30 protein-coding genes are annotated in these 26,536 nt (G+C 70.6%); 7 read left to right on the top strand and 23 right to left on the bottom strand.

The genetic code is table 11. The annotated features are described in order from the left end of the window. Positions 1–63 precede the first annotated feature (63 nt). Positions 64–1,281, top strand: coding sequence for a proteasome-activating nucleotidase Pan1 (gene pan1, locus NKG98_RS00005; RefSeq protein WP_254767690.1), 1,218 nt, complete (start codon positions 64–66; stop codon positions 1,279–1,281). Positions 1,282–1,366: 85 nt separating this feature from the next. Here the strand turns inward: pan1 and NKG98_RS00010 are convergent, their stop codons facing one another. Then, positions 1,367–1,513, bottom strand: coding sequence for a hypothetical protein (locus NKG98_RS00010; RefSeq protein WP_254767691.1), 147 nt, complete (start codon positions 1,511–1,513; stop codon positions 1,367–1,369). A 110-nt stretch (positions 1,514–1,623) separates the two neighbouring features. Here NKG98_RS00010 and NKG98_RS00015 point away from each other — a divergent pair, with 110 nt between their 5' ends. Continuing rightward, on the top strand, positions 1,624–2,178 hold the full coding sequence (locus tag NKG98_RS00015; RefSeq protein ID WP_254767692.1) for a GMP synthase subunit A: 555 nt from the start codon (positions 1,624–1,626) through the stop codon (positions 2,176–2,178). Positions 2,179–2,298: 120 nt separating this feature from the next. On the opposite strand, the gene hflX is transcribed toward NKG98_RS00015, so the two are convergent. The 14 genes from hflX to pth2 all read right to left on the bottom strand — a co-directional run bounded on the left by hflX (position 2,299) and on the right by pth2 (position 13,317). Beyond that, positions 2,299–3,648: a GTPase HflX gene (hflX, locus tag NKG98_RS00020; RefSeq protein WP_254767693.1), complete on the bottom strand. Its 1,350-nt coding sequence runs from the start codon at positions 3,646–3,648 to the stop codon at positions 2,299–2,301. Between the two features lie 307 nt (positions 3,649–3,955). Beyond that, on the bottom strand, positions 3,956–6,706 hold the full coding sequence (locus NKG98_RS00025) for a cation-translocating P-type ATPase (protein ID WP_254767694.1): 2,751 nt from the start codon (positions 6,704–6,706) through the stop codon (positions 3,956–3,958). Positions 6,707–6,937: 231 nt separating this feature from the next. Then, complete coding sequence (locus NKG98_RS00030; RefSeq protein WP_254767695.1) at positions 6,938–7,192, bottom strand: DUF3194 domain-containing protein; 255 nt, start codon at positions 7,190–7,192, stop codon at positions 6,938–6,940. Between the two features lie 3 nt (positions 7,193–7,195). After that, positions 7,196–7,597, bottom strand: coding sequence for a prefoldin subunit beta (locus tag NKG98_RS00035; protein WP_254767696.1), 402 nt, complete (start codon positions 7,595–7,597; stop codon positions 7,196–7,198). Between the two features lie 77 nt (positions 7,598–7,674). Continuing rightward, entirely contained in the window at positions 7,675–7,938 is a 264-nt protein-coding gene (locus tag NKG98_RS00040) for a KEOPS complex subunit Pcc1 (RefSeq protein ID WP_254767697.1), read from the bottom strand. Between the two features lie 14 nt (positions 7,939–7,952). Beyond that, entirely contained in the window at positions 7,953–8,087 is a 135-nt protein-coding gene (locus NKG98_RS00045; RefSeq protein WP_049922995.1) for a DNA-directed RNA polymerase subunit P, read from the bottom strand. A gap of 11 nt (positions 8,088–8,098) precedes the next feature. Continuing rightward, entirely contained in the window at positions 8,099–8,371 is a 273-nt protein-coding gene (locus NKG98_RS00050) for a 60S ribosomal protein L37a (RefSeq protein ID WP_254767698.1), read from the bottom strand. A gap of 42 nt (positions 8,372–8,413) precedes the next feature. Beyond that, positions 8,414–8,635, bottom strand: a complete 222-nt coding sequence (locus tag NKG98_RS00055) for a hypothetical protein (protein WP_254767699.1) — start codon at positions 8,633–8,635, stop codon at positions 8,414–8,416. A gap of 99 nt (positions 8,636–8,734) precedes the next feature. Next, the gene (locus NKG98_RS00060; RefSeq protein ID WP_254767700.1) at positions 8,735–9,451 is read right to left on the bottom strand and encodes a DUF2103 domain-containing protein; all 717 of its coding nucleotides are present in this window, start codon (positions 9,449–9,451) and stop codon (positions 8,735–8,737) included. A gap of 50 nt (positions 9,452–9,501) precedes the next feature. Continuing rightward, positions 9,502–9,633, bottom strand: coding sequence for a zinc-ribbon domain-containing protein (locus tag NKG98_RS00065; RefSeq protein ID WP_254767701.1), 132 nt, complete (start codon positions 9,631–9,633; stop codon positions 9,502–9,504). Positions 9,634–9,644: 11 nt separating this feature from the next. Continuing rightward, positions 9,645–10,979 (bottom strand): tRNA pseudouridine(13) synthase TruD, encoded by a 1,335-nt coding sequence (truD, locus tag NKG98_RS00070; RefSeq protein ID WP_254767702.1) that lies wholly within the window; start codon positions 10,977–10,979, stop codon positions 9,645–9,647. Between the two features lie 103 nt (positions 10,980–11,082). Beyond that, positions 11,083–12,156: a 2,3-butanediol dehydrogenase gene (locus NKG98_RS00075; protein WP_254767703.1), complete on the bottom strand. Its 1,074-nt coding sequence runs from the start codon at positions 12,154–12,156 to the stop codon at positions 11,083–11,085. 93 nt (positions 12,157–12,249) lie between these two features. Further along, the gene (locus NKG98_RS00080) at positions 12,250–12,918 is read right to left on the bottom strand and encodes an alpha/beta hydrolase (RefSeq protein WP_254767704.1); all 669 of its coding nucleotides are present in this window, start codon (positions 12,916–12,918) and stop codon (positions 12,250–12,252) included. A 60-nt stretch (positions 12,919–12,978) separates the two neighbouring features. Then, positions 12,979–13,317 (bottom strand): peptidyl-tRNA hydrolase Pth2, encoded by a 339-nt coding sequence (gene pth2 / locus NKG98_RS00085; RefSeq protein WP_254767705.1) that lies wholly within the window; start codon positions 13,315–13,317, stop codon positions 12,979–12,981. 77 nt (positions 13,318–13,394) lie between these two features. On the opposite strand from pth2, the gene NKG98_RS00090 reads away from it, so the two are divergent. Both NKG98_RS00090 and dcd read left to right on the top strand, forming a co-directional pair. Then, positions 13,395–14,027, top strand: coding sequence for a DsbA family protein (locus NKG98_RS00090; RefSeq protein WP_254767706.1), 633 nt, complete (start codon positions 13,395–13,397; stop codon positions 14,025–14,027). Positions 14,028–14,075: 48 nt separating this feature from the next. Further along, complete coding sequence (dcd, locus tag NKG98_RS00095; protein WP_254767707.1) at positions 14,076–14,678, top strand: dCTP deaminase; 603 nt, start codon at positions 14,076–14,078, stop codon at positions 14,676–14,678. Positions 14,679–14,706: 28 nt separating this feature from the next. Here dcd and NKG98_RS00100 read toward each other — a convergent pair whose 3' ends face one another. Both NKG98_RS00100 and NKG98_RS00105 read right to left on the bottom strand, forming a co-directional pair. After that, complete coding sequence (locus tag NKG98_RS00100) at positions 14,707–16,011, bottom strand: DUF7405 family protein (RefSeq protein ID WP_254767708.1); 1,305 nt, start codon at positions 16,009–16,011, stop codon at positions 14,707–14,709. Between the two features lie 2 nt (positions 16,012–16,013). Further along, positions 16,014–17,933, bottom strand: a complete 1,920-nt coding sequence (locus NKG98_RS00105; RefSeq protein WP_254767709.1) for a hypothetical protein — start codon at positions 17,931–17,933, stop codon at positions 16,014–16,016. Between the two features lie 112 nt (positions 17,934–18,045). On the opposite strand from NKG98_RS00105, the gene NKG98_RS00110 reads away from it, so the two are divergent. Both NKG98_RS00110 and NKG98_RS00115 read left to right on the top strand, forming a co-directional pair. After that, on the top strand, positions 18,046–18,945 hold the full coding sequence (locus NKG98_RS00110) for a thiamine-phosphate synthase family protein (protein ID WP_254767710.1): 900 nt from the start codon (positions 18,046–18,048) through the stop codon (positions 18,943–18,945). Position 18,946: 1 nt separating this feature from the next. Beyond that, the gene (locus tag NKG98_RS00115) at positions 18,947–19,612 is read left to right on the top strand and encodes a class I SAM-dependent methyltransferase (protein ID WP_254767711.1); all 666 of its coding nucleotides are present in this window, start codon (positions 18,947–18,949) and stop codon (positions 19,610–19,612) included. 12 nt (positions 19,613–19,624) lie between these two features. On the opposite strand, the gene NKG98_RS00120 is transcribed toward NKG98_RS00115, so the two are convergent. Continuing rightward, positions 19,625–20,032 carry an acyl-CoA thioesterase gene (locus NKG98_RS00120; protein ID WP_254767712.1) on the bottom strand — a complete coding sequence of 136 codons (408 nt, stop codon included), beginning with the start codon at positions 20,030–20,032 and terminating at the stop codon, positions 19,625–19,627. A gap of 153 nt (positions 20,033–20,185) precedes the next feature. Between NKG98_RS00120 and NKG98_RS00125 the strand changes: the two genes are divergently transcribed. Next, positions 20,186–20,452 (top strand): HalOD1 output domain-containing protein, encoded by a 267-nt coding sequence (locus NKG98_RS00125; RefSeq protein WP_254767713.1) that lies wholly within the window; start codon positions 20,186–20,188, stop codon positions 20,450–20,452. A 46-nt stretch (positions 20,453–20,498) separates the two neighbouring features. Here NKG98_RS00125 and NKG98_RS00130 read toward each other — a convergent pair whose 3' ends face one another. The 5 genes from NKG98_RS00130 to NKG98_RS00150 form a co-directional block, all read right to left on the bottom strand. Next, a complete protein-coding gene (locus tag NKG98_RS00130) occupies positions 20,499–21,278 on the bottom strand; it encodes a DUF7001 family protein (RefSeq protein WP_254767714.1) in 780 nt (259 codons plus the stop codon). Between the two features lie 59 nt (positions 21,279–21,337). Then, on the bottom strand, positions 21,338–22,888 hold the full coding sequence (locus NKG98_RS00135; protein WP_254767715.1) for a lipopolysaccharide biosynthesis protein: 1,551 nt from the start codon (positions 22,886–22,888) through the stop codon (positions 21,338–21,340). 58 nt (positions 22,889–22,946) lie between these two features. Further along, complete coding sequence (locus tag NKG98_RS00140) at positions 22,947–23,837, bottom strand: NAD-dependent epimerase/dehydratase family protein (protein ID WP_254767716.1); 891 nt, start codon at positions 23,835–23,837, stop codon at positions 22,947–22,949. A 68-nt stretch (positions 23,838–23,905) separates the two neighbouring features. Continuing rightward, entirely contained in the window at positions 23,906–25,399 is a 1,494-nt protein-coding gene (locus NKG98_RS00145) for a DUF5059 domain-containing protein (RefSeq protein WP_254767717.1), read from the bottom strand. 168 nt (positions 25,400–25,567) lie between these two features. Beyond that, entirely contained in the window at positions 25,568–26,497 is a 930-nt protein-coding gene (locus NKG98_RS00150; protein WP_254767718.1) for a sulfide-dependent adenosine diphosphate thiazole synthase, read from the bottom strand. Positions 26,498–26,536 lie beyond the last annotated feature (39 nt).

Genomic DNA, 26,536 nt, shown 5'->3' on the forward strand with positions numbered 1-26,536 from the left:
AATTTCCGCGAGGCGGGTACCCTACCCGAAGCCTCTTAAGAGGCAACGCCCTACGACTGCGTGATGAGCGACACTGTGGACGACGTCGACCTCCCTTACGACGAGGACGAGGCGTCCCAACAGGAGAAAATACGGGCGCTCGAGGAACGCCTGGAGGTCCTCGAGTCGCAAAACGAGGAGATGCGCGACAAACTCCTCGACGCGAACGCCGAGAACAACAAGTACCAGCAAAAGCTCGAGCGACTCACCCACGAGAACAAGAAGCTCAAGCAGTCCCCGCTTTTCGTCGCCACGGTCCAGGAACTCACCGACGAGGGCGTCATCATCAAACAGCACGGGAACAACCAGGAGGCGCTGACCGAGGTCACCGAGGAGATGCGCGAGCGACTCCAGCCGGACGCTCGCGTCGCGGTCAACAACTCTCTATCTATCGTCAAGACCCTCTCCAACGAGACCGACGTCCGCGCCCGCGTGATGGAAGTGACCGAGAGCCCGGACGTCAGCTACGAGGACATCGGCGGCCTCGACGAACAGCTCCAGGAGGTCCGCGAGACCGTCGAGATGCCCCTCGAGAAACCCGAGATGTTCCAGAACGTCGGCATCGAGCCGCCGTCGGGCGTGTTGCTCTACGGGCCGCCGGGGACGGGCAAGACGATGCTGGCGAAGGCCGTCGCCAACCAGACCGACGCCACCTTCATCAAGATGGCCGGCTCCGAACTCGTCCACAAGTTCATCGGGGAGGGCGCCAAACTCGTCCGCGACCTCTTCGACGTCGCCCGCGACCACGAACCCGCCGTCATCTTCATCGACGAGATCGACGCCATCGCCGCCAAGCGCACGGAGTCGAAGACCTCCGGCGACGCCGAGGTCCAGCGGACGATGATGCAACTGCTCTCGGAGATGGACGGCTTCGAGGAGCGCGGCGAGATCCGGATCATCGCGGCGACGAACCGCTTCGACATGCTCGACCGCGCCATCTTGCGCCCGGGCCGGTTCGACCGCCTCATCGAGGTGCCAAAGCCCGACGAGGAGGGGCGCGAACTCATCTTCAAGATCCACACCCGCGACATGAACGTCGCCGACGACGTCGACTTCGAGGCGCTGGCCGCCGAGGCCGAGGACGCCTCCGGCGCCGACATCAAGGCGATCTGCACCGAGGCCGGCATGTTCGCCATCCGCGACGACCGCACCGAGATCCGGATGGAGGACTTCCGCGAGGCCTGGAAGAAGGTACAGGCCGAGGCCGAGGAGAACGCCGAGGTCTCGAAGACCTTCGCCTGATCGCTCGGCTCGACGCCCGTTTTCTCCAGTTTCAGCCCGTAGCCGCCGCGTTTTTACGACCTCGCGTGTGTCCTCGTCCTCGCCGTCACGGCGCGCCCAGCGTCGCGAACGCGAGGTACGGCAGGACGAACAGCGCGACGAACAGCAGGAGGAGGATCAGGAGGTAGCCGACGCCGGTGCCCGCGGCGGTCAGCCACGACGGGTGCTCGAACTGCGCGCGGTCGAGTGCCATGGGTACACGCTGGCCCGACGCCGCTATAAGCGTACCGGGAATCCCGGTCAACGATCGTCCGGTTTCCCGGTTCGGACCGTTTTTATCGCTCGGGTCGCTACCGCTCTCCAATGACGAAAATCGTCGTGGTGGACAACCACGGGCAGTTCACCCACCTCGAACACCGGGCGCTTCGCGACCTCGGCGTCGACGCCGACCTGATCGACAACGACACCCCGCCCGAGGACGTCGACGCCGACGGCGTGGTCCTCTCCGGCGGCCCGGACATGGACCGGATCGGCCGCTCGGCGGCGTACCTCGACGCCGACGTGCCCGTCCTCGGCATCTGTCTCGGGATGCAACTGATGGCCGCGGAACTCGGCGGCCGCGTCGGCGGCGGCGAGTACGGCGGCTACGCCGACGTCACCGTCGAGGTGCTCGACGAGGAGGACCCGCTGATCGGCTCGCTGGCCCCCGAGACGCGCGTCTGGGCGAGCCACGCCGACGAGGTCAAGGCGGTGCCCGAGGGGTTCGACCGCACCGCGAGAAGCGACGTCTGCGGCGTCGAGGCGATGAGCGACGCCGACCGGAACCTCTACGGCGTCCAGTGGCACCCCGAGGTCGCCCACACCGAGGAGGGCGAGGCGGTCTTCGAGAACTTCCTCGCCATCTGCGAGTCCGCCTGACGGCGGGCCGGCGCGCGACCGACCGACGGTCGGACCGGACGAGCGGTCACCCTGTGTGCGGACACGGACCCGCCCCTCGCCGGCGAGGCCGGAGACGACGGTGAGGCGGGCTGTACCCGCTCAGCCGTCGATCCCCCGCGCCGACGCCCGCAGCCGTTCGAGGACCGACGGCCGGCCGCGACACCGCAGGGTGACCGCGTCCCCGGCGTAGTCGACGTCGTCGACCGCCGTCCGGTCGTACGCCCGCGAGACGACCCGCATCGCCTCGTCGCAGTTGGGCAGCCGGATCGTCGCCCGGTCCGTCGGGAGTCGGTTCAGGACCGCGTCGACGAGCGCCCCGAGGTTCGTCCCCTCGCGGACGCTCACCGGGATCGGCGCCGCCGCGGACGCGGGCGCGCGGTCCTCGGCGAGCGCGACCCGTCGCGCCCGTTCGTCGGCCCCGAGCAGGTCGACCTTGTTCAGCGCCGGGACGATCCGCTCGTCCTCGACGCCCTGCTCGGCGAGCGCGTCGAGCGAGACGGCGAGGCGCTCGCGGAACGTCTCGACGGGGTCGCTCGCGTCCGCGACGAGGACGACGACGTCGGCGGCCCCGGCCTCCGAGAGCGTCGCGCTGAACGACCGCACGAGGTCGTGTGGGAGGTCGTCGACGAAGCCGACCGTGTCCGTGACGAGCGTGGGCCGCCCCTCCAGCGTCGCCCGCCGGGTGGTCGTCTCCAGGGTCTCGAACAGCCGGTCGGCGACCGACGCCGCGGCGTCCTTCCCGGAGACCGCGTCGGCACCGGCGGTCGCGCCACCCGCGGCGGCGTCGCCGTCCGCGAAAGAGACGTCGTCGGCCAGCCGCCGCAGCAGGGTCGACTTCCCGGCGTTCGTGTAGCCCGCGAGCGTCACGAGGTCGAACCCCTGCTCGCGGCGGCGTCGCCTGAACTGTTCGGTCGGGTCCGGCAGGTCGTCTAGCGTGCGCTCCAGTCGGTCGATCCGGTCGCGGACGTCGTAGACGGGCGTCCCGCTCTCGGTGACCTCGTTGAGCAGGCCCTCGTCGGCGGACTCGATCAGCCGCGGCAGGTCGTACCGGAGCCGGGCCAGTTCGACCTGCAGTCGCGCCCGGCGGCTCCCCGCCCCTCGCTCGAAAATCCCGAGGACGAGCCGATAGCGGTCGAGCAGGCGCGTCCCGTCGGGCAGGCGGCGTTCGAGCGCGTGGTGCTGGCCGGGCGTGAGGGAACCGTCGACGACGACGGTGCCCGCGCCCAGGTCCGCGGCGCGGGCGGCGAGTTCGGCGGCCTTGCCGCTCCCGAAGTGCGTCCCCGGGTCCTCGGGGCCGACCTGCGTCACCGCGTCGACGACTTCGTAGCCGGCGGCGCTCGCGAGCGCTTCGATCTCGTCGGTCTCGACGGGGCCCGACGCCGACCGGGCCGCGACGATAGCGTCGATTCCGTTCGCTTCGTTCGCTTCGTTCGTTCGTGACGTTCGCATTCGTGACGGTAGTGTGACTGGCGTGTGATCGACGGCGGTACCCGCCCCGGCCCGAACGCGAACGGCGGAGCCGGGACTATCAGAAACGAACGGGAGCCGGGTCGCGACGCCACTGGACGGCGCTCGGGCCGTCGCGGCGGGGCGAACCCGACTCAGACGAACGAGAGGGTCTCCATGGACCTCGATCCGAGGTCTCCGGCCGGCCGGAAATCCGTTTCGGACGTGTGTCACCAGTTACCGCCCTCGGCCGGGCGACGCGGCCGCGGTCCGTGTGGGAGGGGCCGTCGCGATGCGGTGGGTTCGGAGTTCAGTGGAGCCGAGGAAGCGCCTCCTCCACGCGTTCGAACCGCGCCCCGAAGTCGGGCGTCCCGAACCGCCGGCGGAACTCGCGTTCCGTCTGGGCGACGGCGACGGGGAGCAGGCTCATCCCGAACACCACCAGCCACCCCTCCGGGCCGATGGGGGCGGTGCGCAGCGCCAGCGAGACGCCGGGCAGGTAGACGGCGCCGGCGAGGAGCAGTGCCGACAGCGCGAGCGCGCCCCAGACGTACCGGTTCTCCGTGACCTCGTTCCGGAGGGCGTCGGCGCTGATCTCCCGCATGTCGAAGACGTGCCAGAGCTGGGCGAACGCCAGCGTGAGGAACGAGACCGTGACGGCTTCCTCGGTCCCCATCCCCCCGGCGTACAGGTCGCCGGCGACGGCGAGCGCGCCGACGGTCGCGGCCGAGATCAGGACCCCGTACAGCCCGAGTTCGGCCCAGTTGGTCCGCGTCATGATCGGTTCGTCGGGATCCCGCGGCGGCCTCTCCATGACGTCTTCGCTGCCCTCGCAGGCCCCGAGCGCGAACGCCGGGAAGACGTCGGTCACGACGTTGAGAAACAGGATCTGCAGGGGAAGTAGCGGCAGCGGGAAGCCGAGCAGCGAGGCGAGCAGGATGGCCAGCAGTTCGCTGAGGTTACAGGACATGAGGTACAACACGAACTTCCGGATGTTGCTGAAGATGATCCGCCCCTCCCTGACGGCGTGGTAGATGCTCCCGAAGTTGTCGTCCTGGAGGATCATGTCCGACGCCTCCTGGGCGACCTGGGTTCCCCGCTGGCCCATCGCGACGCCGATGTCGGCGCTTTTCAGCGCCGGCGCGTCGTTGACCCCGTCGCCGGTCATGGCGACGATGGAGCCGACTGTCTGGTGGAGGTCGATCAGGTCGAGTTTGTTCTCGGGGCTGACCCGGGCGAAGACGGACGCGCTCACGAAGCGGTCGACCTCCTCCTCGGAGAGGCGTTCGGGGTCGTCGAGGTGGCGTCCCTCGACGACCTCGGCGTCGTCGGCGTCGACGAGCCCGACGCTCCGGGCGACGTTTCTGGCCGTCCCCGCGTGATCGCCGGTCACCATGACGACGCGCATCCCGGCGTCCTGACACCGCCGGACGGTCGGCCCGACCTCCTCGCGGGGCGGGTCGATCAGGCCGACCAGCCCGATCAGCGCCAGATCCTCGTACGGTCGTTCCTCCGGGCTGTCGACGGTCTTTCTGGCGAGCGCGAGGACGCGTAGCCCGTCGTCGGCCATCCGATCGCTCTTCTCGATCCACGCCGCGCGCTCGCTCGGCGATAGCTCCTCGACCCCCTCGTCCGTCACCAGCCGGGTGGACGCGTCGACGACCGCCTCCGGGGCGCCCTTCACGGCGACCGCGTACCGCTCGTCGACCTCGTGGTACGTCGCCATCATCTTGACCGACGGGTCGAAGGCGACCTCCCGGACCTGCGGCGTCTCGTCGAGGAGGGCGTCCCGATCGAAGCCGCCGTGTAGCCCCGCGAGCAGCAGCGCGACCTCCATGGGATCGCCGGTCGCCTCGGTCTCGCCGTCGGCCCCGGTCACGGAGGCGTCGTTACAGAGCACGCCGACTTCGAGGGCCGCCCGCAAAACGGGGTCCCGCGGCTCGTCCCGCGTCTCGCCGTCGCGGCGAAACGTCTCGACTGCGTCGTCGGCGACCTCGACCGAACCGGTCGCCAGTTCGTAGGCGGCGACGGTCATCTCGTTTTTCGTCAGCGTGCCGGTCTTGTCGGTACAGATGACGTCGGTGGAGCCGAGCGTCTCGACGGAGGCGAGGTCGGTGACGAGCGCGTTGCGGTCCGCCATCCGCCACATCCCCCTCGCGAGCACCAGCGTGGCGACGACGGGCAGCCCCTCCGGCACCGTCGCGATCGCCAGCGCGATGGCCGTCTCGACCATCAGGAACGGGTCCTGACCCCTGAGCCAGCCGGAGACGAGCACGATCGTCGCCACCACGAGCAGGAACGGAACGAGCGTCCGGCCGAGCTCGTCGAGTTTCTCCTGCAGCGGGGTCTTCTCCTCGGCGGCCTCCCGGAGCGACGCCGAGATCCGCCCCAGTTCCGTCTCCGTCCCCGTGGCCACGACCACCGCCTCGGCGGTCCCTCGCGTCACATACGTCCCCTTGTAGAGCATGTTCTCCCGGTCGGCCAGGGGCGCGTCCGCGTCGACGGGATCGTTCGTCTTCCCGACGGGGACGGACTCGCCGGTGAGCGCCGACTCGTCGACCTGGAGTCTGGACGGCTCGACCACCCGCAGGTCGGCCGGAACGACGTCGCCGGCTTCGACGACGACGACGTCGCCCGGGACCAGTTCGTCCGCCGGAATCTCCCGGTCGTCGCCGTCGCGCCGGACCCGGGCTTCGATCTCCGTCATCTCCTGTAGGCTCTCCATCGAACTGACGGCCCGCATCTCGGTGACGAAGCCGATGATCCCGTTGACGACGAGGACGGCGACGATCGCGGCCCCTTCGACGACGTCCCCCAGCAGGAACGCCCCGCCGGCCGCGACCGCGAGTAGCAAGACGATGACGCTCTCGAACTGCGCCGCGAGGATCTCCCACCAGCGTCGTCGCTCGGCGTCGCGCAACTCGTTGGACCCGAACCGCTCGCGTCTGCGCTCGGCTTCCGACTCGGTCAGACCCTCGTCCATCGATACGTCGACCCGGTCTAGAACGTCGTCGACCGGCTCCGTCCACAACGTCCGCTGCTCGTTCTCGTCTCGTATCATGTCTCGTGGCGGCGTCGGTGTCGGGCCGGTACGGCCTCGCACTCCGGGGTCACACCGGGGACCGCCCGGTCGGTTCGCGAGGCGCTCTCTATCCGCCGAAATAACCCGGAAGTCACTCGGCCGTTCCGGTCACCGACGTCGGTACCCCACAGGTAGACCGAGGGCCAACGGTCGCATTAAGCGGATGGAAGATTCTCTCGTGGTAGTAATCGCCGTCAACGAAACTGTGGGTCACTCCCCGAACAGGTCGTCGACCGCCCGCCGCGCGGCCAGCGCGGCGTCGTCGGCGACGACCTCGGGATCGGGGCCGCCGGCCTCGTCGGGGGCGTTGAGGTAGACGTCCACTTCGAGCACCCCGTCCTCGAAGACGACGGTGACGTCGTAGTCGCGGACCGTAGACTGCTTGTACCGCGAGAATATCACCTCCTCGGCGGCGTCGGCGGCGGTCCGCACGACCGCCTCGTCGGACGGGTCCTCGGTCGACATCGCTTACGCGCCGCCGGCGCCCGGGCCGCCGGGGCCGGTCGGGCCGCCCATCGCGCCGCCCGCGCCGCCGAGCATCTCCTGAAGCTCTTCCTGAAGCTTCTCGAACTGCTCCTGGACGCGTTCTTCCTGCTTCTCGAGGGTTTCGAGGCGGATCTCGAGGTTGTCGACCTTCTCTTCGAGGTCCTCCTCGGCCTCGTCGTAGTCGGTCTCGACGAGCAGTTCGCCGATCTGCCGGTACATCGTCGTCTCCTCGTCGATGTCATCGAGTTCGTCGAGGGCGTTCTCGGCCTCGGTGAGCGAGGAGTCGGCCTCCTGCTTCTGGACGGCGACCGTCTGGGCGGTCTCCTGGAGTCCCTGCAGTTCCTCGATCTTCTCCTGTGCCTCGGGGGGCAGATTTCCTTGCATACCTCGACCCTTGCCCTCCGGACTGATAAAGCCAAGCTTTGCGTTCCGTCGGCGTCGGCCGGCCCGTCGACGGCGTCTCAGGCGCGTTCGTCGCCGTCGCCGACCGCGGCGGCCCGTTCGGCGACGTCGGTTAGCCCGAACCAGGTGTTCAGCGCCGCTCGAAGCGCGACGAGGTCGCGGGCGTCGACCTCGATCCGTACGGTCCGGCAGTCGCGGTCGATGGTCGTCCGCGAGCGCTCGTCGTCTATCTCGCCGACCTCGCGGGCGACGCTCTCGGCGACGATCCGCGCCCGCCGCCGGTCGTCGTACTCGAACTCGAGGACCGCGTCGTGGGAGAACAAACCTCGGAGATCGGTTACTCGACGTCGACTTCCTTGACGTCCCGGCTGCGCTCTTTCAGCAGAACGCGGTGGCCACAGTACGGACAGCGGACGCCGCCGTACTCGTCGAGCTGGACGTCGCGTTTACAGCGGGAGCACTTGTAGCTCATGCGCGTTCAGGTCACTCGTCGCCGTCGTCGGCCAGTGCGGCCCGGATCGACCGCCGGACCGTCCGGCCGGCGGGCGTCTCGGGGCGGTAGGCGCCGCCGGTGAAGACCTCGCCGGTCTCCTCGTTCTTCCAGATGCCGGTGCCGACGCGGGTGACGTCGTCGCCGTCGACCTGGGAGTTGCGCATGTCGTCTTCGATCTCGGTGACGCGACGGCGCGCGACGCGACCGTAGCGAGCGCCGAACCGTCCCGCGCTGCCGACCTTTCCTTTCCGTCGTTCGGCCATGGTACCGCAACGTACCCGAAGCGGCCAGATAAACCTGTTGAGTTACGAGCGCTCGTCGCCGCCGTCGGCCGCTCGCCGGGCGGCCGGCCCCGCGAGCAGTTCCCGGACGATCACCGCGAACGCGGCGAGGTAGCCCGCCGGCGCGAGCGGCACCGCGAGCAGTCCGGTCCCGACCCCGGTCGCGGCGATGGCCGTCCGGAGGGCGAGTCCGCTCATCGCGAGCAGGGGGACGACGGCCAGCACTGCGTCCGCGCGTTCGATCACGGCTAATTAGATCTAATTACCCGCGGGCGGAAAAGGGGCCGACAACCGGCGAGCGCTGTCACTTCCATCGGCGAGCGACCGTCATCGGGAGGCGGGCGGTCACCGAAGCCCCTCCTCGACGAGCGCGTCGTTGAGGTCCTCGCGGATCACCTCGCCGAGTTCGCGGTCGCGGGCGGTCGTCACCACGCGGTTCTCCTGGACGCTCGACCCGTCGCGCAGCAGCATCCGGACGTTGCCGCCGTCGTCCGCGCGGGTCACCTTCGCGCGCAGGCCCGACTGCGATCCGGTGCCGCCGGCGTCGATCGGTCCCGGGATCACCTTCTTGACGTGCGGGTGGTCCGCGACGACCCGAATCGCGCGCATCCCCGCCCGCCCGCCGATCAGCGTCGAGTGGCTGCCGCCGATCTTCTCCGCGGGCGCCAGATCGACGACGTCGAGCGCGCGGCCCTCGCGCCGGTCGAGTACCGTCTCCACGGGGTCGTCGCCGTCGACGCGATAAAACGGGTAGTGGACGTCCCGCCGGACGGCCCTGATGACGTCGCGGTCGCCGGCCGCGTACACCTCCTCGGGGCGCTTGCGGCGGATCTCGTCGCCGATCCGGCCCGCGAAGTTCCGCAGTTCGACGATCTCGGCCTCGCCCTCCTCGGGCGTCGTCGTGACGGTCGTCGCGCCGACGCGTGCCTCCCCGTCGAGCATGGTGAGCGTCGCCCGGTCGCGGGCCGCGTCGAGGACGACCGCGTCGGCGTTGGCCTCGCGACAGACCAGACAGTAGTCGCCGGGGCGGTCGAGCGGCGAGGCACACTGCCGGCACTCCATGGCGGTGGTTGCGGTCGGCGACCTAAAATTGGCGCGTTTTCGACGCCGGCTCAGGGCCCCGCCATCGCGTCGGCGAGTTTCGCCCCGCAGTTGCTGCAGTAGACCGACCCCTCGGCGACGACCGCCTCGCACTCGGGGCAGGCGATGCCGTCGCCCGGTCCGGGTTCGACGCCCGCGGACAAAAGACCGTCAGCTACCCCAGCGCGACCGGATCGACCTTGAGGTACTCGCGCATCACGACCGTCGCGTACGACCCCTTCGGCAGCGCGAACGACAGCGTCAGCGGCTCCCGGCCGAGGTCGAGGTCGGTCCGGACGAGGATCGCTCGACGCGTCCCCGTCGAGTGGAACTCCCCCGGCAGGTCGAAGTCCGCCGGCGAGAGGTCGAGGTCGGAGAGCACGGCGCGTTCGATCTCGCCCTGCTCGCCGTCGGCGAGGTCCGTCTCCGTCCCGACGAGCGGCGCGGTGACGAACGCCCGCCCGCGCTCGCAGTGGCGCGCGACCGAGCGCACCCGGCGCTCGTCGACGCGCTGCTCGCGGTCGGTGTCGGGCAGTTCGAGGCCCTCGGGGGCGTCCCGGTCGGCGAAACAGACCACGTCGCCCGCGACCGGCCGGTCGAACGGCAGCCCCCGTTCGAGGCGCGCGCTCAGCATCAGGTTGAACGCGTACGACTGGGCGGCGTGGACGAACAGCCGCTGGAGGTTGGAGGGGACCCGTTCGAGCGCCCGGCGGAAGGTCTCGGGGCCGGGGTCGCCGTCGCACTCGGCGAGTTCGTGCAGCATCGAGCGCTCGTACCGCAGGCGGTTCGGGAAGCGGTCGAGCGCCTCGCTCCAGTCGCGACTCTCCGCGACGAACTCCCTCGCGGCGCGGGTTCCCTCCGGTTCGGCCTCGGACGGCCGGCCGACGTACGCCAGCACCGCCTCCTCCCAGTTCCCGCGGACGATTTCGAGTCCGACCTCGTGGGTGATCGGCCGGCGACTGCCGAACCGTTGCCCGCCGAAGAAGTTGGGGACGCCGATCGTCCCGTCCTCGCGGCCGCCGAACGCCCGCAACTCCTCGGTGATCGCCGCGGCGTTTGCCGGCGCGTCGGCGTCGCTCACGACGAGTTCGAACGCGTTGCCCGCGAGGTCGCCGAACTCGATCGCCCGGCCCGCCCGGCCGAGCACCTCGATCGCCGCGCCGTTCACGTCGGGGAGGGCCGCGGGGTCGGCGCCGTAGACGGAGAATAGCTGGGTGGTGACCGCGTGCTTGTCCTTCGTGCCGGCCCACGAGACGCGCTCGCGGGAGATTCCGAGCGCGTCCGAGAGCCGGGCGGCGAAGTCGTTGGTGTCCCACCCGCGCAGGGTGGCCCGGAAGACGAGGTGCGGGTAGGCGTCGGTCGGCGCGTCGACGGGTTCGGTCGGGAAGCGTTCGAGTTCGCGCACGCGGAAGTCGGCGTCGTCCGCGCGCAGGCGGCCGCCGACCCCGTCGGTCTCGCTGACGTAGTACTCGATGCCGACGGCCTGCTCGGTCGGGTGGGCTCGGCGCATGCTGGCTGCCGTCCGTTTGGTGCGCCGACGGTAAACCGGTTCGTTCTCGGTCGTCGGGGTTCGATCGACTCGTTTCCGTCGATCGAACCCCTCGAACGTGGGCTCAGTTCGGCTTGACGAGGATCTTCACGTGATCGCTCTCGGGGTCGAGGAGCCGCTCGAACCCGTCCTCGACGATCTCTTCGAGGCCGATGCGGCCGGTGATGAACGGGTCGGGGTCGAGGCGTCCGTCGGCCAGCATCTCGATCACCATCCCGTACTCCTCGTCGGCCCGCGGCCCGCCGAGGTACGCGAGGGTGCCGGTCACCGTCCGCTCGCCGAGGACGACGGTGTTCAGGTGGCTGCTCACTTCCTCCTCCCAGATGCTCACGACCGTCGTCAGGCCGCCCGGCGCCGTGCTCTCGACCGCCGCGTTGTACGAGGCCTCGACGCCCGCGACCTCGAACGCGACGTCGACGCCCCCGCCGGTGGCCGTCGCGATTTCCTCGACGGCGTCCGTGCTCGACGGATCGACGAGTACGTCGGCCCCGCACTCGCTCGCGCGCTCGCGTCTCGCCGCCCGCGGTTCCGAGACGTAGATCGTCCCCGCGCCGGCCACCCGGGCACACTGGACGACGGCCAGTCCGATCGGGCCGCTCCCGAACACCGCTACCGAGTCGCCGGCCTGCAGTCCGGAGCGACGCACCGCGTGGAGGGCGACGGCCAGCGGTTCGACCAGCGCGCCGTACTCGACCGGGACGTCGTCGCCGAGCGGAACGACGCGCTCCGCGTCGAGGACGGCGCTCTCGGCGAATCCGCCGTCGCCGCCCGAGAGGCCGACGAACCCGATCGAATCGCAGATGTGGTACGCACCGCGCCGACACTGGCGACACTCGCCGCAGTAGAGGATCGGGTTGACGGCGACGGCGTCGCCGGGTTCGAAGTCGGTCACCGCCGAACCGACCCCGGTGACGACGCCGCTGTACTCGTGTCCCATTCGGATCGGCGCGGTCTCCCGTGACACCGGGTGCGGTTCGTCGGCGGGTACGAAGATGGGGCCGGCGGCGTACTCGTGGAGGTCCGAGCCGCAGATGCCGCAGGAATCGACCTCGATTCGGACCTGTTCCGGACCGACGTCCCCTTCGTCGACGTCTTCGACGCGAATGTCCCCTCGGTCGTGATACGTTGCTGCTTGCATGGTCGATGTACGGTACCACTCCCCACAGCATAACTGCTCCTAGGGGCTATCGAACCGGTTTACCACCGGCGGACGACCCGCTGCCGTCGACGATCAGTCCGCGACGTCGGCGACGAGGTCGCGGACGTACGCGAGTTCGTCCTCGACGACGGTGTGGCCCATCCCCTCGTAGATCCGTTCGGTGACGTCGGCGCCGCGGTCCTCGTAGAGGCGGACGGTGTCGTGGACGCGCTCGACGGGGACGTGCGGGTCGCGGTCGCTACAGCCGAAGAAGGCGGGGGTCCCGTCCAGCGAGCCCCGGTATCGATCGGGGTCGAGTTCGTCCCCGATCAGCCCGCCCGAGAGGGCGACGACGCCGCCGTACCGGCGGGAGTTCCGGGCGGCGTACTCGGTCGCGAGGCAGGCCCCCTGCGAGAAGCCGAGCAGGACGATCCGATCGGACGGGACACCGTCGCCGCCGTCCCCGTCGTCGAGCGTTCCCGCGGTCACGTCCGCGACGAGCGAATCGAGGACCGCGAGCGCGGAGTCGAGGTGTGGCTGGTTGGCCTCCAGATCGGCGAGGAAGGAGTTCGGGTACCACGTCCCCCGGTGGGCCTGCGGCGCGACGTACGCGACGTCGTCCCGGTCGATCTCGGCCGCGAAGTCGAGCATCCCGCGGGCCCGCGCGCCGCGGCCGTGGACGAGGATCAGCGCCGCCGCGGCGTCGGCGAGGGTGGCGCCGGCGCGCTCGACGGGCGGGTCGCCGTGGGGGTCCGTCGTCATGGGCTGTCGGAGGGCGCCCACGGGCAAAGGCGTTGGCGAGGCGGCGAGGCGGACGGCGGCTCAGAGCAGCGAGAGGTCGCCCGTCACGCGGTCGACGAGGTCGTCCTCGGCAGGGCCGACCGCGAGCGCGGTGACGGTCCCCGGTTCGAGTTGGGTGTGGCCCGCGTCGCGGACGACGGCGTTCGGCAGTCCCTCGCGGTCGGCGATCTCCGACAGTTCGTACAGTTCGCGCTCGCCGGAGCCCTTCAGGACGACCTTCTTCTGGCCGCCGTCCTTCCAGCGCCGGCGGGCGCGCTCGTCGGCCTTCTCGTAGGCCGACAGCGAGGCGTGGGCGACCTGCGCGGCGAGCTTTCCCGTGCCCATCCCGACGTCCGTGCGGGCGACGATGGCCTGCTTCATACGACCGGCGTCGACGCGAGGCCTAAAGGCCCCACCGATCCCGCTACCTATTTGACCGTCGACTCGGTAGCCGAGGTATGGACATTTCGCGACGGGCGTTCGCGAAGCGCGCGGCGGCGACGACGGCGCTCGTGGGCGTCGCCGGCTGTATCGGTGACGGCGACGACGACGAGTTCGAGCTATCCGGCGATGACGTCCTGCCGCCGGCGGTCGCCGGCGATCCGGACGCCGACGTCACCGTGATGGCCTTCGAGGACTTCAGCTGTCCGCACTGCGCGCAGTACGCGCTGGGCGTCTACCCGCGGATCGAGGCCGCGTACGTCGACCCCGGCCACGTCAGGTACGAACACCGCGACTTCCCAATCCCGGTCGACGAGACGTGGTCGTGGGCCGTGGCGGGCGCGGCGCGGTCGGTCCAGGAACGTGGCGGCGACGAGGCGTTCTGGCCGTTCGTAAGCGAGATCTACGAACACCTCGGCGACTACTCCTACGAGACGATCGCGGCCGTCGCCGACGGGGTCGGCGTCGACGGCGAGGCCGTGGCGGCCGACGCCGAAGAGGGCGCCTACCGGGACGACCTCGAAGCCGAGCGCGGGCGCGGGGCGGACGCCGGCGTCGAGGGAACGCCCACGGTCGTCGTCGACGGCGAGGTCACCGAGAACTACGAGTGGGAGACCATCGAGTCGGCCATCGAGGACGCCCTCGAATAGCCGCCCCGTTCCGGGAGCTTTTACACCGCGCCCCGCGACTCCCCGCACATGATCCTCTCGGACGCGGACATCCTCGCCAGACTCGAGGCGGGCGACCTCGTCGTCGACCCCCTCGACGACCCCGACCTGCAGATCCAGCCCGCGAGCGTCGACCTCCGGCTGGACCGGCAGTTCCTCGAGTTCCGCCGGACGAACATCCCCTGTATCCACCCCGACTCGGCGCGCGAGGTCGACGAGTACGTCACCGAGACGGTCGTCGAGGAGGGCGACGACTTCATCCTCCACCCCGGCGACTTCGTCCTCGGGACGACCCACGAGCGCGTCGAGATCCCCCCGGACCTCATCGCGCACGTCCAGGGGCGGTCGTCGATCGGCCGGCTCGCGGTCGTCGTCCACGCCACCGCCGGCATCGTCGACCCCGGCTACCGCGGCCAGATCACGCTCGAACTCTCCAACCTCGGCACCGCCCCGGTCGCGCTCACGCCGGGGATGCGCATCTCCCAGCTCATCTTCACCGAACTGCGCACGCCCGCCGAGCGCCCCTACGGGAGCGAGCGCGGCTCGAAGTATCAGGATCAGGCCGGCCCGCAGGCCTCTCGCATCGGCGTCGACGAGGAGTTCGGCGGCGACGGGCGAGGCGGCGAGGACTGACCGGGACCGGCGTTCGGTCCTCGCTCTCTCAGGCTCCCGGATCGGGCCTCGGCAGTGCCCGGTGGCGCCGCGGCGGGACGAGGTAGCTCCCCCAGCGCCGGAGCCGAACGTACCGGAGGATGCCGTTGCCCTGCCGCGGGCCGACCCCGTGTCGGCGAAACTCCGCGCCGACCATCGCCCGCCTCGCGCGGGTGAACGCGGCCAGTTCCCGCTGGAGGGAGACGAAGTGGAGGCCGGCGACGTCGCCGTCGGTCGTGTTGACGTCGCGCCGGAGCAACGCCGGCTCCCCGTCCTCGCGCGCCCGGGCGACCTTCTGTGCGTGGCCGACGATACCGTGCTCGCGGGCGTGGTCGTGGGCCTCGTCGGCGACCGCGGCGGCGCCGGCGTCGGTGCCGAGGCGGTCGCCGTACTCGCCGACCGACTCCCGCTCGGCGTGGTCGGGGCTGAAAAGCCGCGCGACGCGGTTCTCGTGGGTGCTCTCCTCGAACCACCCCTCCAGATCGAGTTCGAGCGTCTCGAAGTGCTGTGTCGTGCCGCCGGCGAACGGCCCCTCCCGGATCGTCACCCGATCCTCGGTCGCCTGACTCTCCCGGAACCCCGACCGGAAGCCCATGAAGAACGGCGCCGCCTCGGGCACCGGTTCGCCCGCCGGGACGCCGTCGAGGCCCTCCTGCCGGGCGGCCGGCAGCCCCGGCCCGACGAACCCCGTCCGGCGGTCCGTCCGCTCGAAGACCCCGTCGAGCGACGCCGACGGCGACCGGCCGTTGAGCCGTTCGCGGTCGCCGAACAGGGCCTCTTCGACGGCCAGTACCGTGGCGGCGTCGTCGCTCGCGAGGTGCAAGAGCGCGTCGTTCGCGTCCACGGTCACGTCGCTCTCGGCGGCGAGGACGACGATCGGGTCCGGCTCCGGGAGGGCGACGGCGTCGAGGGCCGCGTCGTACCGGTCGAAGTACGCCGGCGTGTACCCCAGCGTGAAGAGGACGCCGTCGGGGCGTCGCGCCGTCGCTCGCTCGACCGCGCGCAGGGCCGTCGCCACGGTCTCGCGGGCCGTGGCGTCCGGGTCGCGCGTCAGCGACAGGCCGAGGAAGACGTGGTGGGCTGGCGGCCTGACGTTGCCGTCCTCGTCCGTCCGCAACGTGTCGTTCCAGGCGTGCTGTCGCTCGGGGAGCGAGTCGGGGTCCGCGACGCCCGGCGGGGCGTCCACCGACTGCTCGCCCCCGAGGCAGGCCGCGAGCGCGGCGCTCCCGCCGGTCGCGACCGCCGCGCGCACGAACGCCCTGCGGGACCGGTCCGGCGTCGCGCTCGGCTCCGTCCGGTCGTCGGTGGGACACATCCTCAGTACCCCGAGAGCTCCAGCCGCGCCGTCGTGACGAAGTTCGTCACCCCCGACGGGTGTGGCAGTTGATCGATCGCCCCGAGCACGAGCAGCCAGACGATCACCCGCTCCCCCTGGATCGGCTGACCGTCGACGTACTGGGCGGGGTGGTACAGGTGAGAGGGCGTCCCCTCGTCGGACCGCCGGTGGGCGGCGGCCTCGCCCGGACCGATCTCCGCCCCGTCCCGGCGCACGACGACGACCTCCAGATCGTCCCGCAGGGGAATCTCGACCGCCTCCGGCCCGTCGGGGTTGCCAAACCGGACGATCGTTCCCGGCTCGCCTTCGAGGTAGAACTCCGCCTCGGGGGTCGTCCACTCCTCGCCGTCGAAGAACTCGACCGTCGCGCCGTCGTCGGTCCCGGGCGTCACGTCGATCGCCTGCGTCGAGACGTAGTGCTGGACGACCGGCTCCTCGTAGGCGCCGCCCTCCCCGTAGCTCTCGGCGTTCTCCTCGACTTTCCGGAGGAACCGCGTGACGAAGCCGGGGCCGGTCCGCCGGAAGACCGGCGAGAACACCCCGTCGGCGTAGAACTCGTAGGCGATGTCGTAGTTGTAGGGGCCAAAGCGGAGCCCGGAGTGAAAGTCCACGCTCTCCCGTCCGACCGCGCTGGAGTGGTAGTGGGACTTCAGCTGGAAGCCACTCGGCGTGCCGTCGCGGGCCGGAAAGTCGAGTTTCCCGAGCAGCCCCGGGCCGCCGACGGTCGAACTGTGGACGTCCCAGAAGAGGAGGTCGCCGCTGAACACGGTGTCGTCGTCCGGGAAGTACCACTCGCGGGTGTTCCGTCCCTCCCGCGGGGGCAGGTAGTAGCCGGTGAACGTGATCGGGCTGTTCATCGCCTCGAACACGGGACTGCCCCGGTACGACGCGGAGAGGGTGACGCCCTGCGCGTCGGGGGGCTCCCACTCGACCGCCCACTCGTCCTGCTCGAACGACTCGTCGGGGGGTTCGATCCGGTGGTAGCCGTCGTTGGCCGTGTAGTACGGGCGCTGCTCGGTCGGCACGTCCGGGACGGCGTCGAGCACCGACTCCGCGGCCGGTTCGATCGTCTCGACGAGTTCGTAGAGCGGGTACTCCACGGCGTGGTCGAGGACGGCGACGTCCACGACGACGGGGTTCTGCGGGTCCGAGCCGTCGACGAACGCGCTGATTATGCGTACGTCGTCGCCGTCTTTCACGTGCATCACCGCGGTCCCGCCGTGGCCGTGACGGAGGTCCGCCTGCCCGAGTCCGGTGTAGCCCCCGGCCGCGCCCTTCCACGACGGGTACCACTCCCGCTCGCTCACGTCCCCGAGGGCCTCCCGGACCGGCTCGGCGTCGTGGATCGCCTGCCCGAGCGCCATCTGGTAGGCGTTCTGGGTCACCGTCCAGCCGACGTCCTGCGGGTCGGTGATCTCGAGTGCGACGATCTCGTCGCGGCGACGGTCGACGAGCCCGTAGACCGTCCGCCGGTTCTCGGCCGTGACCTCGAACTCGGCCTCGTCGCCGTCCGGGAAGCCACGCTCGCGCACGGTCAGCGAGGTCGGCCCCTGGAGGCTGATCGTCTCCAGGTGGTTCGTGAGCACCTCGTACGCCTCGAAGGTCCCGATCCAGTCGCCGACGAGGTCGTGGACCTCGGGGTCGGCGAGGAGCGTCTCGATCGCCCGCCGCTTCCGGGTGGCGTGCAGTCGCTCGTAGGTGTCGTTGTCGAACTGCCGGGCGGAGGCGAAGTCGGCGGTGTCCATCCGGAGCGAGGGGATTCCGTCGGCTGTCGACTCGCCGTCCGGATCCGAGATCCGCGACGGATCGTCGGGTTCGCCGGACTCGGTACAGCCCGCGAGCGCCGCGACGCCGCCGAGCGCCGCGACCGCGACGTAGTCGCGTCGGGAGAGGTCGCTCATCGTGACGCCGTACGCCGCCCGGGTATAGTTTGGTTGGGGCGTTTCTCAGGCGCCGCCGGGGCCGCGGAGGACCCACAGTTATCCCGAGTGCGGCCGTACCCCCAGCGTACGAATGAAATTCGTCGAAGAGATCGTCGTGGAGGAGTTCCTGCCGACGCTGCGCTCGCTGCTGGCCGGCGAACTCCGCGACCGCGGGCTCACCCAGAGCGAGGTGGCCGAGGTGCTGGGGATCAGCCAGAGCGCCGTCTCGAAGTACGCACACGGCGGCGTCACGACGAACGACCGGATCGCCGACGACGAGCGCGTCCGCGACCTCGTCGAGCGGCTGGCCGACGGACTCGCCGACGGCCACGTGACGCCCGCGCAGGCGCTCGTCGAGGCCGAGGTGCTGATCCGCGAACTCGAAGCCGGCGGCGACCTCCTCGCGCGCCTCCACGAGGAGGCCGTCCCCGAACTGGCCGACCACGACGCGAGTTTCCGGGTTCACGACCCCGACAGCGACGTCCGCACGAGCGAGCGGGTCCTCTCGTCGCTCCGGCGCGGACTGCGCATCCTGAAGAACGCGAGCGGCTTCGCGGGGCTCATCCCCGCGGTCGGCTCGAACCTCGTCGCCTGCGTCCCCGACGCGACCGACGTCGACGACGTCGCGGGCGTCCCCGGACGGATCTTCGACGTGAAAGGTCAGGCGCGGGTGCCCGCGGACCCCGAGTTCGGCGTCTCCGAGCACGTCGCGACCGTCCTGCTGGCGGCCCGGCGCCACGGCAGCGACGCCGCCGCGGCGATCAACGTCCGGTACGACCCGGAACTGCTGGCCACGCTGGAAGAGCAGGGACACGTCCTCGCGGAGTTCGACGAGTCCGGCGACGTCGCCTCCAGCGTCGGCGCGGCGATCGAGGAGGTACCCGAGGCGTCCGTCCTCTACCAGACCGGCGGCCAGGGGATCGAGCCGTTGACCTACGTGCTCGGCCCGGACGCCGAGTCCGTCGCGGACGCGGTCCGGGCGCTGCTCTGAGATGAGCGAGGACGTCCAGACGTTCTACGGCCGCTGGGCCCGCCTCTACGACCTGCTGGCGCGGCGAACCCCCGGAATCGCCGCCCTCAGGCGGCGCGCCGCGGCGGCCTGTCGGCTCGACCCCGGCGACACCGTCGTCGAGATGGGCTGTGGGACGGGCGCGAACCTGCCCTACCTGCGCGAGGCCGTCGGCCCCGAGGGGACGGTGATCGGGGTCGACGTCACCCGGCCGGCACTCGACCGCGCGCGCGACCTGACCGCCGGCTACGACGAGGTCCACGTCGTCCGCGGCGACGCGACGCGGCCGCCGGTCGACGCCGGCGACGCGGACGCCGTGCTCGCGGCGTTCGTCGCCGGGATGCTCCCCGACCCGGCCGGCGCGGTCGACGACTGGTGCGACCTCGTCGCCCCCGGCGGGCGCGTCGTGCTCCTCAACGCCGCGAGCAGCCGGCGGCCGTACGCCCCGCTCGTTAACGCCGTCTTCCACGCCGTCGTCGTCCTCTCGACGCCGCCGACGACGAAACTCCGGTACGAGCGCGACCCCCGTCGGCTGCTCGACGAGCGGATCGCCACCGCCCACGGTCGCCTCCGCGAGCGGGCGGCCGCGGTCGCCGACGAGACGCGCGTTTTCGGCACCGTCCGGCTGACGGGCGGGAGAATCGAGTGAGTCGGAGAACCGTTACCGCGCTTCGAGGCCCTCGAACGCCTCGATCTTCCGGCGGGCGTCGTCGGGGATCGGTCTCGGCCGCTTCGCCTCGGGATCGACGAAGACGAGCGTCGTCTCGCCGGTCGCGGCGGCCTCGCCGTCGACCCGGAGGTCGTACGCCTGCGTCCAGCTCGTCTCGCCGAGGTCGGTCGTCCGGACGACGACGGCGAGGTCGTCGTCGATCGTGACGGGCCGTTCGTAGGAGAGTTCGAGGTGTGCGAGCACGAAGTCGTACTCCTCGACGCGGACGTCGAGCACCTCGTCGAGGTAGGCGACCCGCGCCTCCTCGAGGTAGGTCGCGTAGACGGCGTTGTTGACGTGTTCCAGCGTGTCCAGGTCGCGGTAGCGGACCGGGACGTCGACGGTGAATGCGTCGCTCATCGTCGGCGTGGTGAACGCGACTGCGGCGTAAGTGGCCTGCGCTTTCGGCAGCCCCGACACCTCTCGCCCGTCTGATAGTCGTCTGACTGGCGACGGACGCACGTCCGAACACGATCCTGTGAATTTATGTACAGGAACGTTGCCGCCCGACGTATGGCTCGCGAAGACGAACTCCTCTGGACCGTCGTCGAGAAAGTGGCCGATCGGAAGGGCGTCGACCCGGTCGATCTGGAGTCGCCGCTGTACGAGACCTTCGACACCGATGCCCTGCAGGCGCTGCTCGACTCGGCCGACCCCGACGGGCCACGCGTCTCGGTCACGTTCACGTACGGCGGCTACGCGATACAGGTGGACGACTCGGGAACGGTCCGCGTCACGGGGTCGTGCCCGGACGCCGACCCGGCGAAAGCCGGCGCGTGAGTCGGGAGTCCGGCGGCCACGCGACCGCCGAGACGCCACGCGGGCGCTACGATCCCTCGCCCGACGCCCCGTACGCCGCGGCGTGCTCGTCGCAAAACTCCGGGTCACGTCCCTGCGCGCGCAGCAGGTCCTCGTGGTAGTGGGCGTCGAACAGCCGGCACCGCTCGTCCTCGCAGAAGGCCTCGCCCGTCTCTACGAGGTGGACCGCCGCGAGGACGTACCCCTTCAGGGCGTCGGTCGTCCGCGGGTCGTCCTCGATCAGGAACGCGCCCTCGATCCGGTCCTCCAGGACCTCCCGCGGCGGCGCGTCGCCCGACAGCAGCGCGTGTTTCTGCTTCGCCCGGTAGTAGGCCTCGGGCTTTGCCGGCGCCTCGTAGAGGCCGGGGACGGAGACGAGCGCCGGTTGGCCGAGGACCGCGACGCGCTTGTGCCAGCGGCCGTCGTGGTCGCCCCAGGTGGCGAGCGCCCGGTCGAGCAGCGCCACGTGGAGGTGGGCGAGGTCGCGTTTCGCTTCCGGCAGCGCGTCGTTCAGCGCCCGCTGGACGGACAGGCCGTCGTAGAGAACCCCGCCCGCGCGCTCGGGGTGGTCGAGCGCGCGTTCCTCGTAGCGGACGGTGCCGAGCATCGTGTTCCCCGTCTCGCGGTCGTACGGCGAGCGCACGCGCGCCTCGGCGAACCGCTCCGGGAGGGCCTCGGTCCGGTGGACGTCGAGGAAGCGGCCGCCGACGCTCACGTCGGCGTCGATCCGCGCGCGGAGCCAGTCGGCGATCGCGTCGGCGTCGGCCACCGTCGTCGGCGCCCCGTAGAGCGTGACTCGATCGACCATGTATTCGGTAGTCGTACCACGCGGTAATCGGTTACGGTCCGAATCCGTCGGGGCGTCGTCTAAGCGGAGCGATCGGTCGACTCGAAGGCCTCGCTCAGGTCGGCTCGATACCGGTCGGCGAGTTCGCGAACGACGAGTTCGTCCCGGGGATCGACGCCGAGTACGGAAAGTGCCAGAACGTAGGCGATAACCCCGACGGGGATGCCGGACAGGGCGATGAAACCGTCGGAAACGCTGGCGCGTATCGCCCACATGACCACCAGCGCGACGCCGCCGGCCGCGATCGGCGTGTGGAACGTCCGGTCGAACGGCCACAGGTCCTCGAACCGTCGCAGGAGGAGCACCTGGACCCCGTTCTGTACGGCGATCGCGAGCGAGGTGCCGAGAGCGGCGCCGACGAGGCCGAACTGTACGATAAACAGGTACGTCAACGCGACGTTGAGTGCCGCCAGGAGCCAGTCTAAAAGCATTCGAGCGTACTGGTGATCCGTCATCATCAGCAGCCAACCGGTCGCACCCACGGCGCTGCCGACGAACACGCCGCCGAGGTACACGACCAGTGGAACGTACCCCTGTGTGTACGTCGGGCCGAACAGGGCGAGAAACTCCCGCCCGTACACGACGAGCGTGACGAGCACGGGGACGACCGTGGTGACGATCAGCCGCGTGACGGACGTGTAGAGTTCGTTGAGCACGTCGATGCGACCGTCGGCGTACAGTTCGGACGCGACCGGTGGTAACAGCTGGTTGAACGATCGCAGCGGAATCCACGCGATCGCGACCAACACCAGGAGGGCGTTGTAGACGCCGGCCGCGACCGTCGTCAGTAGCGCCCCCACCAGCAACACGTCGATTCGGTTCTGGAACACCTTTCCGAGGCTGCTCATCGCGACGGGGACGGCGTGGTTGTAGAATCGTCGCACCTCGCTTCGGACCTCGCGCAGGGACGGGGCGATTCCCGTCACGCGCGTCGTAATCGGGACGGCCAGCGCGGTGAGGGCGGCCGTTCCGACGACGATCGCGCCGGTGACGCCGACGACCGAGTATCCGAGTGCGAGCGCCGCGCTCGCGCAGACGAGCCGAACGGCCGGCCGGAGCAGTTTGTTGAACGCCACTTCGCCGCGGGCGGAACCGACCGCCCGGAAGATCCCCGAGACGACCGTGATGGTACCGAGCAACCCCACGAGGAACCCGAACCCCCGCATCGTCGGCACGAACGACGGCTGGCCGACGGTGAGGTCGTCGATCCACGGGGCCAAGAGCCAGACGCCGACTCCAAGCAGGACGCCGAATCCGGCCGTGGTGGCGTACGCCAGCCCCACGACGGTCGACCGGCGTCCGGACCGTCCCGCGTAGGCGGGAACGTACCGTTGCAGTGCCGGCACGCTCCCGAAGGTCACGATTCGGACGAGTATCTGTGCGATCCGCCACGCCATCGCGTACACGCCGTAGGCCGTCGGTCCGAGGCCGCGCGCGAGGACGACCTCGACGGCCGTCCTCAACGCTCGTTGCCCCGAAATCCCGCCGGACGTGACGACCGCACCGTGAGCGATAGCCAGGAGCGCGTCGCGTTCCTCGTCCGAGATCGATTCCTCGTCCCCTCGACTCACTATTCGTACCCGTACCACTCGACCTGACGCTGAAAAGTCAATCGTTCCGGACGGTGTCTCACTCCTCGAGAAACGCCGGCCCCGCGACCGCCTCGTCGGCGGCCTCCCGCCAGGAGTGGGAAGGCTCCCAGCCCAGTTCCTCGCGGGCTTTCGCCGTCGTGAACGCCGACGCCTCGCCCTCGATGTCGCACTCGTCGGGCAGGTCGCCGAAGACGGCCTCGACGGTCTCCGCGGTGGGTCGGCCGAGGGCGTTCTCCGCGGCGACGGCGAGGTAGGGCTCGTGGCCCTCGACGTCGGTCCCGAGGGCGGCGTCGACCATCGAGACCACGTCGCGGACGTCGACGTACGACCAGAAGTTGCCGCTCGGGTCGGCCGTCTCCGGGTCGAACCCGGCCAGTTCCTCGCGGACGCGGTACTCGCCGGGGTACTGCACCCACGAGGGCCGGATCGAGACCACGGAGATCCCGTGGCGGCGGACGACCCGCTCTGCGAGTTCCTCGCCGACGAGTTTCGAGGTCCCGTAGCCGTCCTCGGGCCGGGGCGGGTGGGCCTCGTCGATCGGCAGGTACTCCGGGAGGAACGGTTCGGCGGCGAAGGGCATCCCGTAGAGGCTCTCGCTCGATGTCCAGATCACGTCGGCGCCGACCCGGCCGGCCGCCTCGAAGACGTGGTAGGTGCTGGCCACGTTCGTCACGAACGTCTCCGTCTCCGGGGCGAGACCCATCGCGGGGATCGCCGCGAGGTGGATCACCGCGTCGGGGTCGTAGGTCTGGACGACTTCCCAGGCCTGTCCCTGATCCGTGAGGTCGGCCGCGAGGAACGAGACCCCCTCGCGCTCGCCCGGCGGGCGTTCGAGGTCGACGGCCACGACGTCGTGGCCCTCGCTCGCGAGGTGGTCGACTACCCAGCTTCCGACTCCGCCGGTCGCGCCGGTGACGACGAGTCGCATACCCGAACGCTGACACCGAGCCACGAAAACGGTGTGGGTTCCGACGACGGCTCGCGGCCGCCGATTCGTCACTCCACGTCGATGCGTCCGACGTGACCGGCGGCCTCGTGGGGGATACAGCAGAATTCGTGGGTGCCCTCGACCTCGAACGTCCGCACGTACGACCGCCCCGGGACGACGGCGCCGCGGCCGTCCGCCCAGCCCTCGCGGGCCGCGTCCTCGCCGTCGAAGTCGCCCGACGCCCAGTAGGGGGCGTCCGCGGGGATGGCGTCCTCGTAGGCGGTGACCGTGTGGGGTTCGCCCTCGACGTGTTCGAACGCGACGGTCTCGCCGGCCCCGATCGTTAGCTCGTCGGGTTCGAAGCTCGCGGCGTGTAGCTCCACGACGTGGTCGACGTCCTCGGGGACGCCCTCGACGACGTTCGGTCCGCCCTCGAGGTCGTCGTAGTCGTGGCCGCGACCGTGTCCGCCGCCGTGGTCGTCGCCCGGCGCCTCCTCGAGCGCGCCCGCGACGGCGAACTGCGCCCGCAACGCGGCCGCGGCGAAGTCGGCGGCCGCCGGGTCGACGCCCTCGTCGGTTTCCAGGGCATCGGCGTAGGTCTCGAGTTCGCCCTCGAAGGCCTCGTAGGTGGCGTGATCGGCGGCCCCGACCGCGTCGTGGACGCGGGCCCCCTCGAACCGCCGGAGGGTCCCCCGTGCGACCGCCGCGGCCGTCTCCGGGTCGACGCCCTCGAGTGCCGCGAGGACCGCTGCGTCCCACCCCCGGGCCTGCATCGCGGAGAGGACGGCCGCGTGCGCGGCGGCGTCGTCCTCGGCGAGGACGTACGCGGCGTCGAACGCGGCGTCGGTCGCGGCGTCGGCGCCGCTCTCGACCGCTTCGAGGTCCCCGTCGGCGGCGGCCGTCTCGAGTCCGGCCAGTTCGCCCTCGAAGGCGGCGTACAGCTCCACGTCGGCCGCGCTAACCTCGTCGTGGACGATCGAACTCTCCCAGCGCTCGGTCGTCTCGTCGGCGATCTCGGCGGCGGCCTCGAACGCGCCGGCGGCCGCGAGCCCCGCCACGTCGCCGATCCGCGCGGCGAACAGTCCCACGTCGAACACCAGCGCGTTCCGGTGCGAGAGCCGCCGTCGCTGTGCGTTCCGGAGCTGTTCGTCGGCGATCCCGGCTTCGGTCCGCGTTCGCTTCAGGTCCGCCTCCGCGAGGCCCTCCAGCCGGAGTTCCTCCAGGGCCTCCTCGAGTTCCTCGTAGGCGTCGTGGTCGGTCACTTCGAGTTGTTCGTGAGCGCCCCACTCGTCGGTCGCCCCCTCGAATCGGGCGAGCGTGTCGCCGGTGACTGCCGCACCGACCGCGAACTCCTCGGCGACCCCGAGCGCGAGGGCGTCGTCGACCCGCGCACGGATGGCGTTCCACTCGGCCGCGACGCCGAGTTCGGGGCCGACCGCCGCGTCCGCGCTCTCGTCGTCGTTTCCGTCGCCCGAATCCGCGCCCGCGTCGGTGGTACAACCGGCGATGCTCGCTCCGGCCGCCGCCGCGGCCAGCGCCACGATCGTTCGTCTCGTCGGCATGGTTTTAGGTCGGCCTAAAAATATGATGGCGGTTTCGGTTATTCCCGCGGACTGGGCATCCGACCGGGAACACGCGGGACGTCTGGAGTCGGCGACGGATTCGCTCGCCGGCGTGAGAACCCGTCCGGTTGGTCCGCGATGGGGTCGGATCGGCCGACGCCGACGGGATCAGTCGTCCGCCGGTTCCGCGCGCGTCGTCAGTTCGACGGGGTCGGCGTCGACGCCGAGTTCGTCGATTGCCTCCTGGGCGGCGCGCTTGCCGGAGACGAGCATGGCGCCGAAGGTCGGCCCCATCCGCGGGAGGCCGTAGGCGGTGGCGACGGCCATCCCGGTGGCGATCAGGCCGTCGTGGACGAGGCCCGTGTGCTCGACGACGGCGTCCTCGCTCTCGCCGACCCACATCGAGTCGTGGCCGGGCGAGTCGTGGCCGGGCGCGCCGTACTGCTCGCTCTCGGTCTGGTCCATGACCTGTCCGCGCTCGCGGGCCTCGCTGACGCCGGGCGCGTTCAAGACGCCGCGCTCGTCGAGTTTCGTGACCGCCATCGCGTCGTGGCCGGTCGCGTCGATCACGAGGTCGGCCTCGACGGCGATGGGGTCGACGCAGGTGATCTCGCGGGGCAGGGCGTGGACCGGCGTCCAGTTCATCACGATGCCCGAGACCCTGTGGTCCTCGCGGACGACGACGTCCGTGAACTCGGTCATGTTCTGCATCTTCGCGCCCGCGTCGCAGGCGGCCTTGATCAGCCCCGAACAGGCCTCGGGGCCGTTCGCGACGTACAGTCCCTCGCTGTCGGCGGCCGGCTTGTAGTCGACGTCGAGTTCGTCGAGGACCCGTTCGGCCGGCGAGCGCACCGTCACCTTGTTCATCAGGAAGCCGCCGAGCCAGAAGCCGCCGCCCAAGTAATTGTTCTTCTCGACGACCATCGTCTTCACGCCGCGCTCGGCGAGTTCCTTCGCGGCGGTCAGCCCCGACGGGCCGCCGCCGACGACGATGACGTCGGAGTCCGAGAAGTCCATGAACTCCTCGGTCCACTCCTGGCCGATCGCGCGCGTGACGTCCGCCTCGCCGACGTCGCTGAACTGGTCGAACTCGGTCATACAACTGGGTGGTATCTCGCGGTAGTGAAAAAGCTATCG

The organism is Salinilacihabitans rarus, assembly GCF_024296665.1.
Taxonomy (GTDB): Archaea; Halobacteriota; Halobacteria; order Halobacteriales; family Natrialbaceae; genus Salinilacihabitans; species Salinilacihabitans rarus.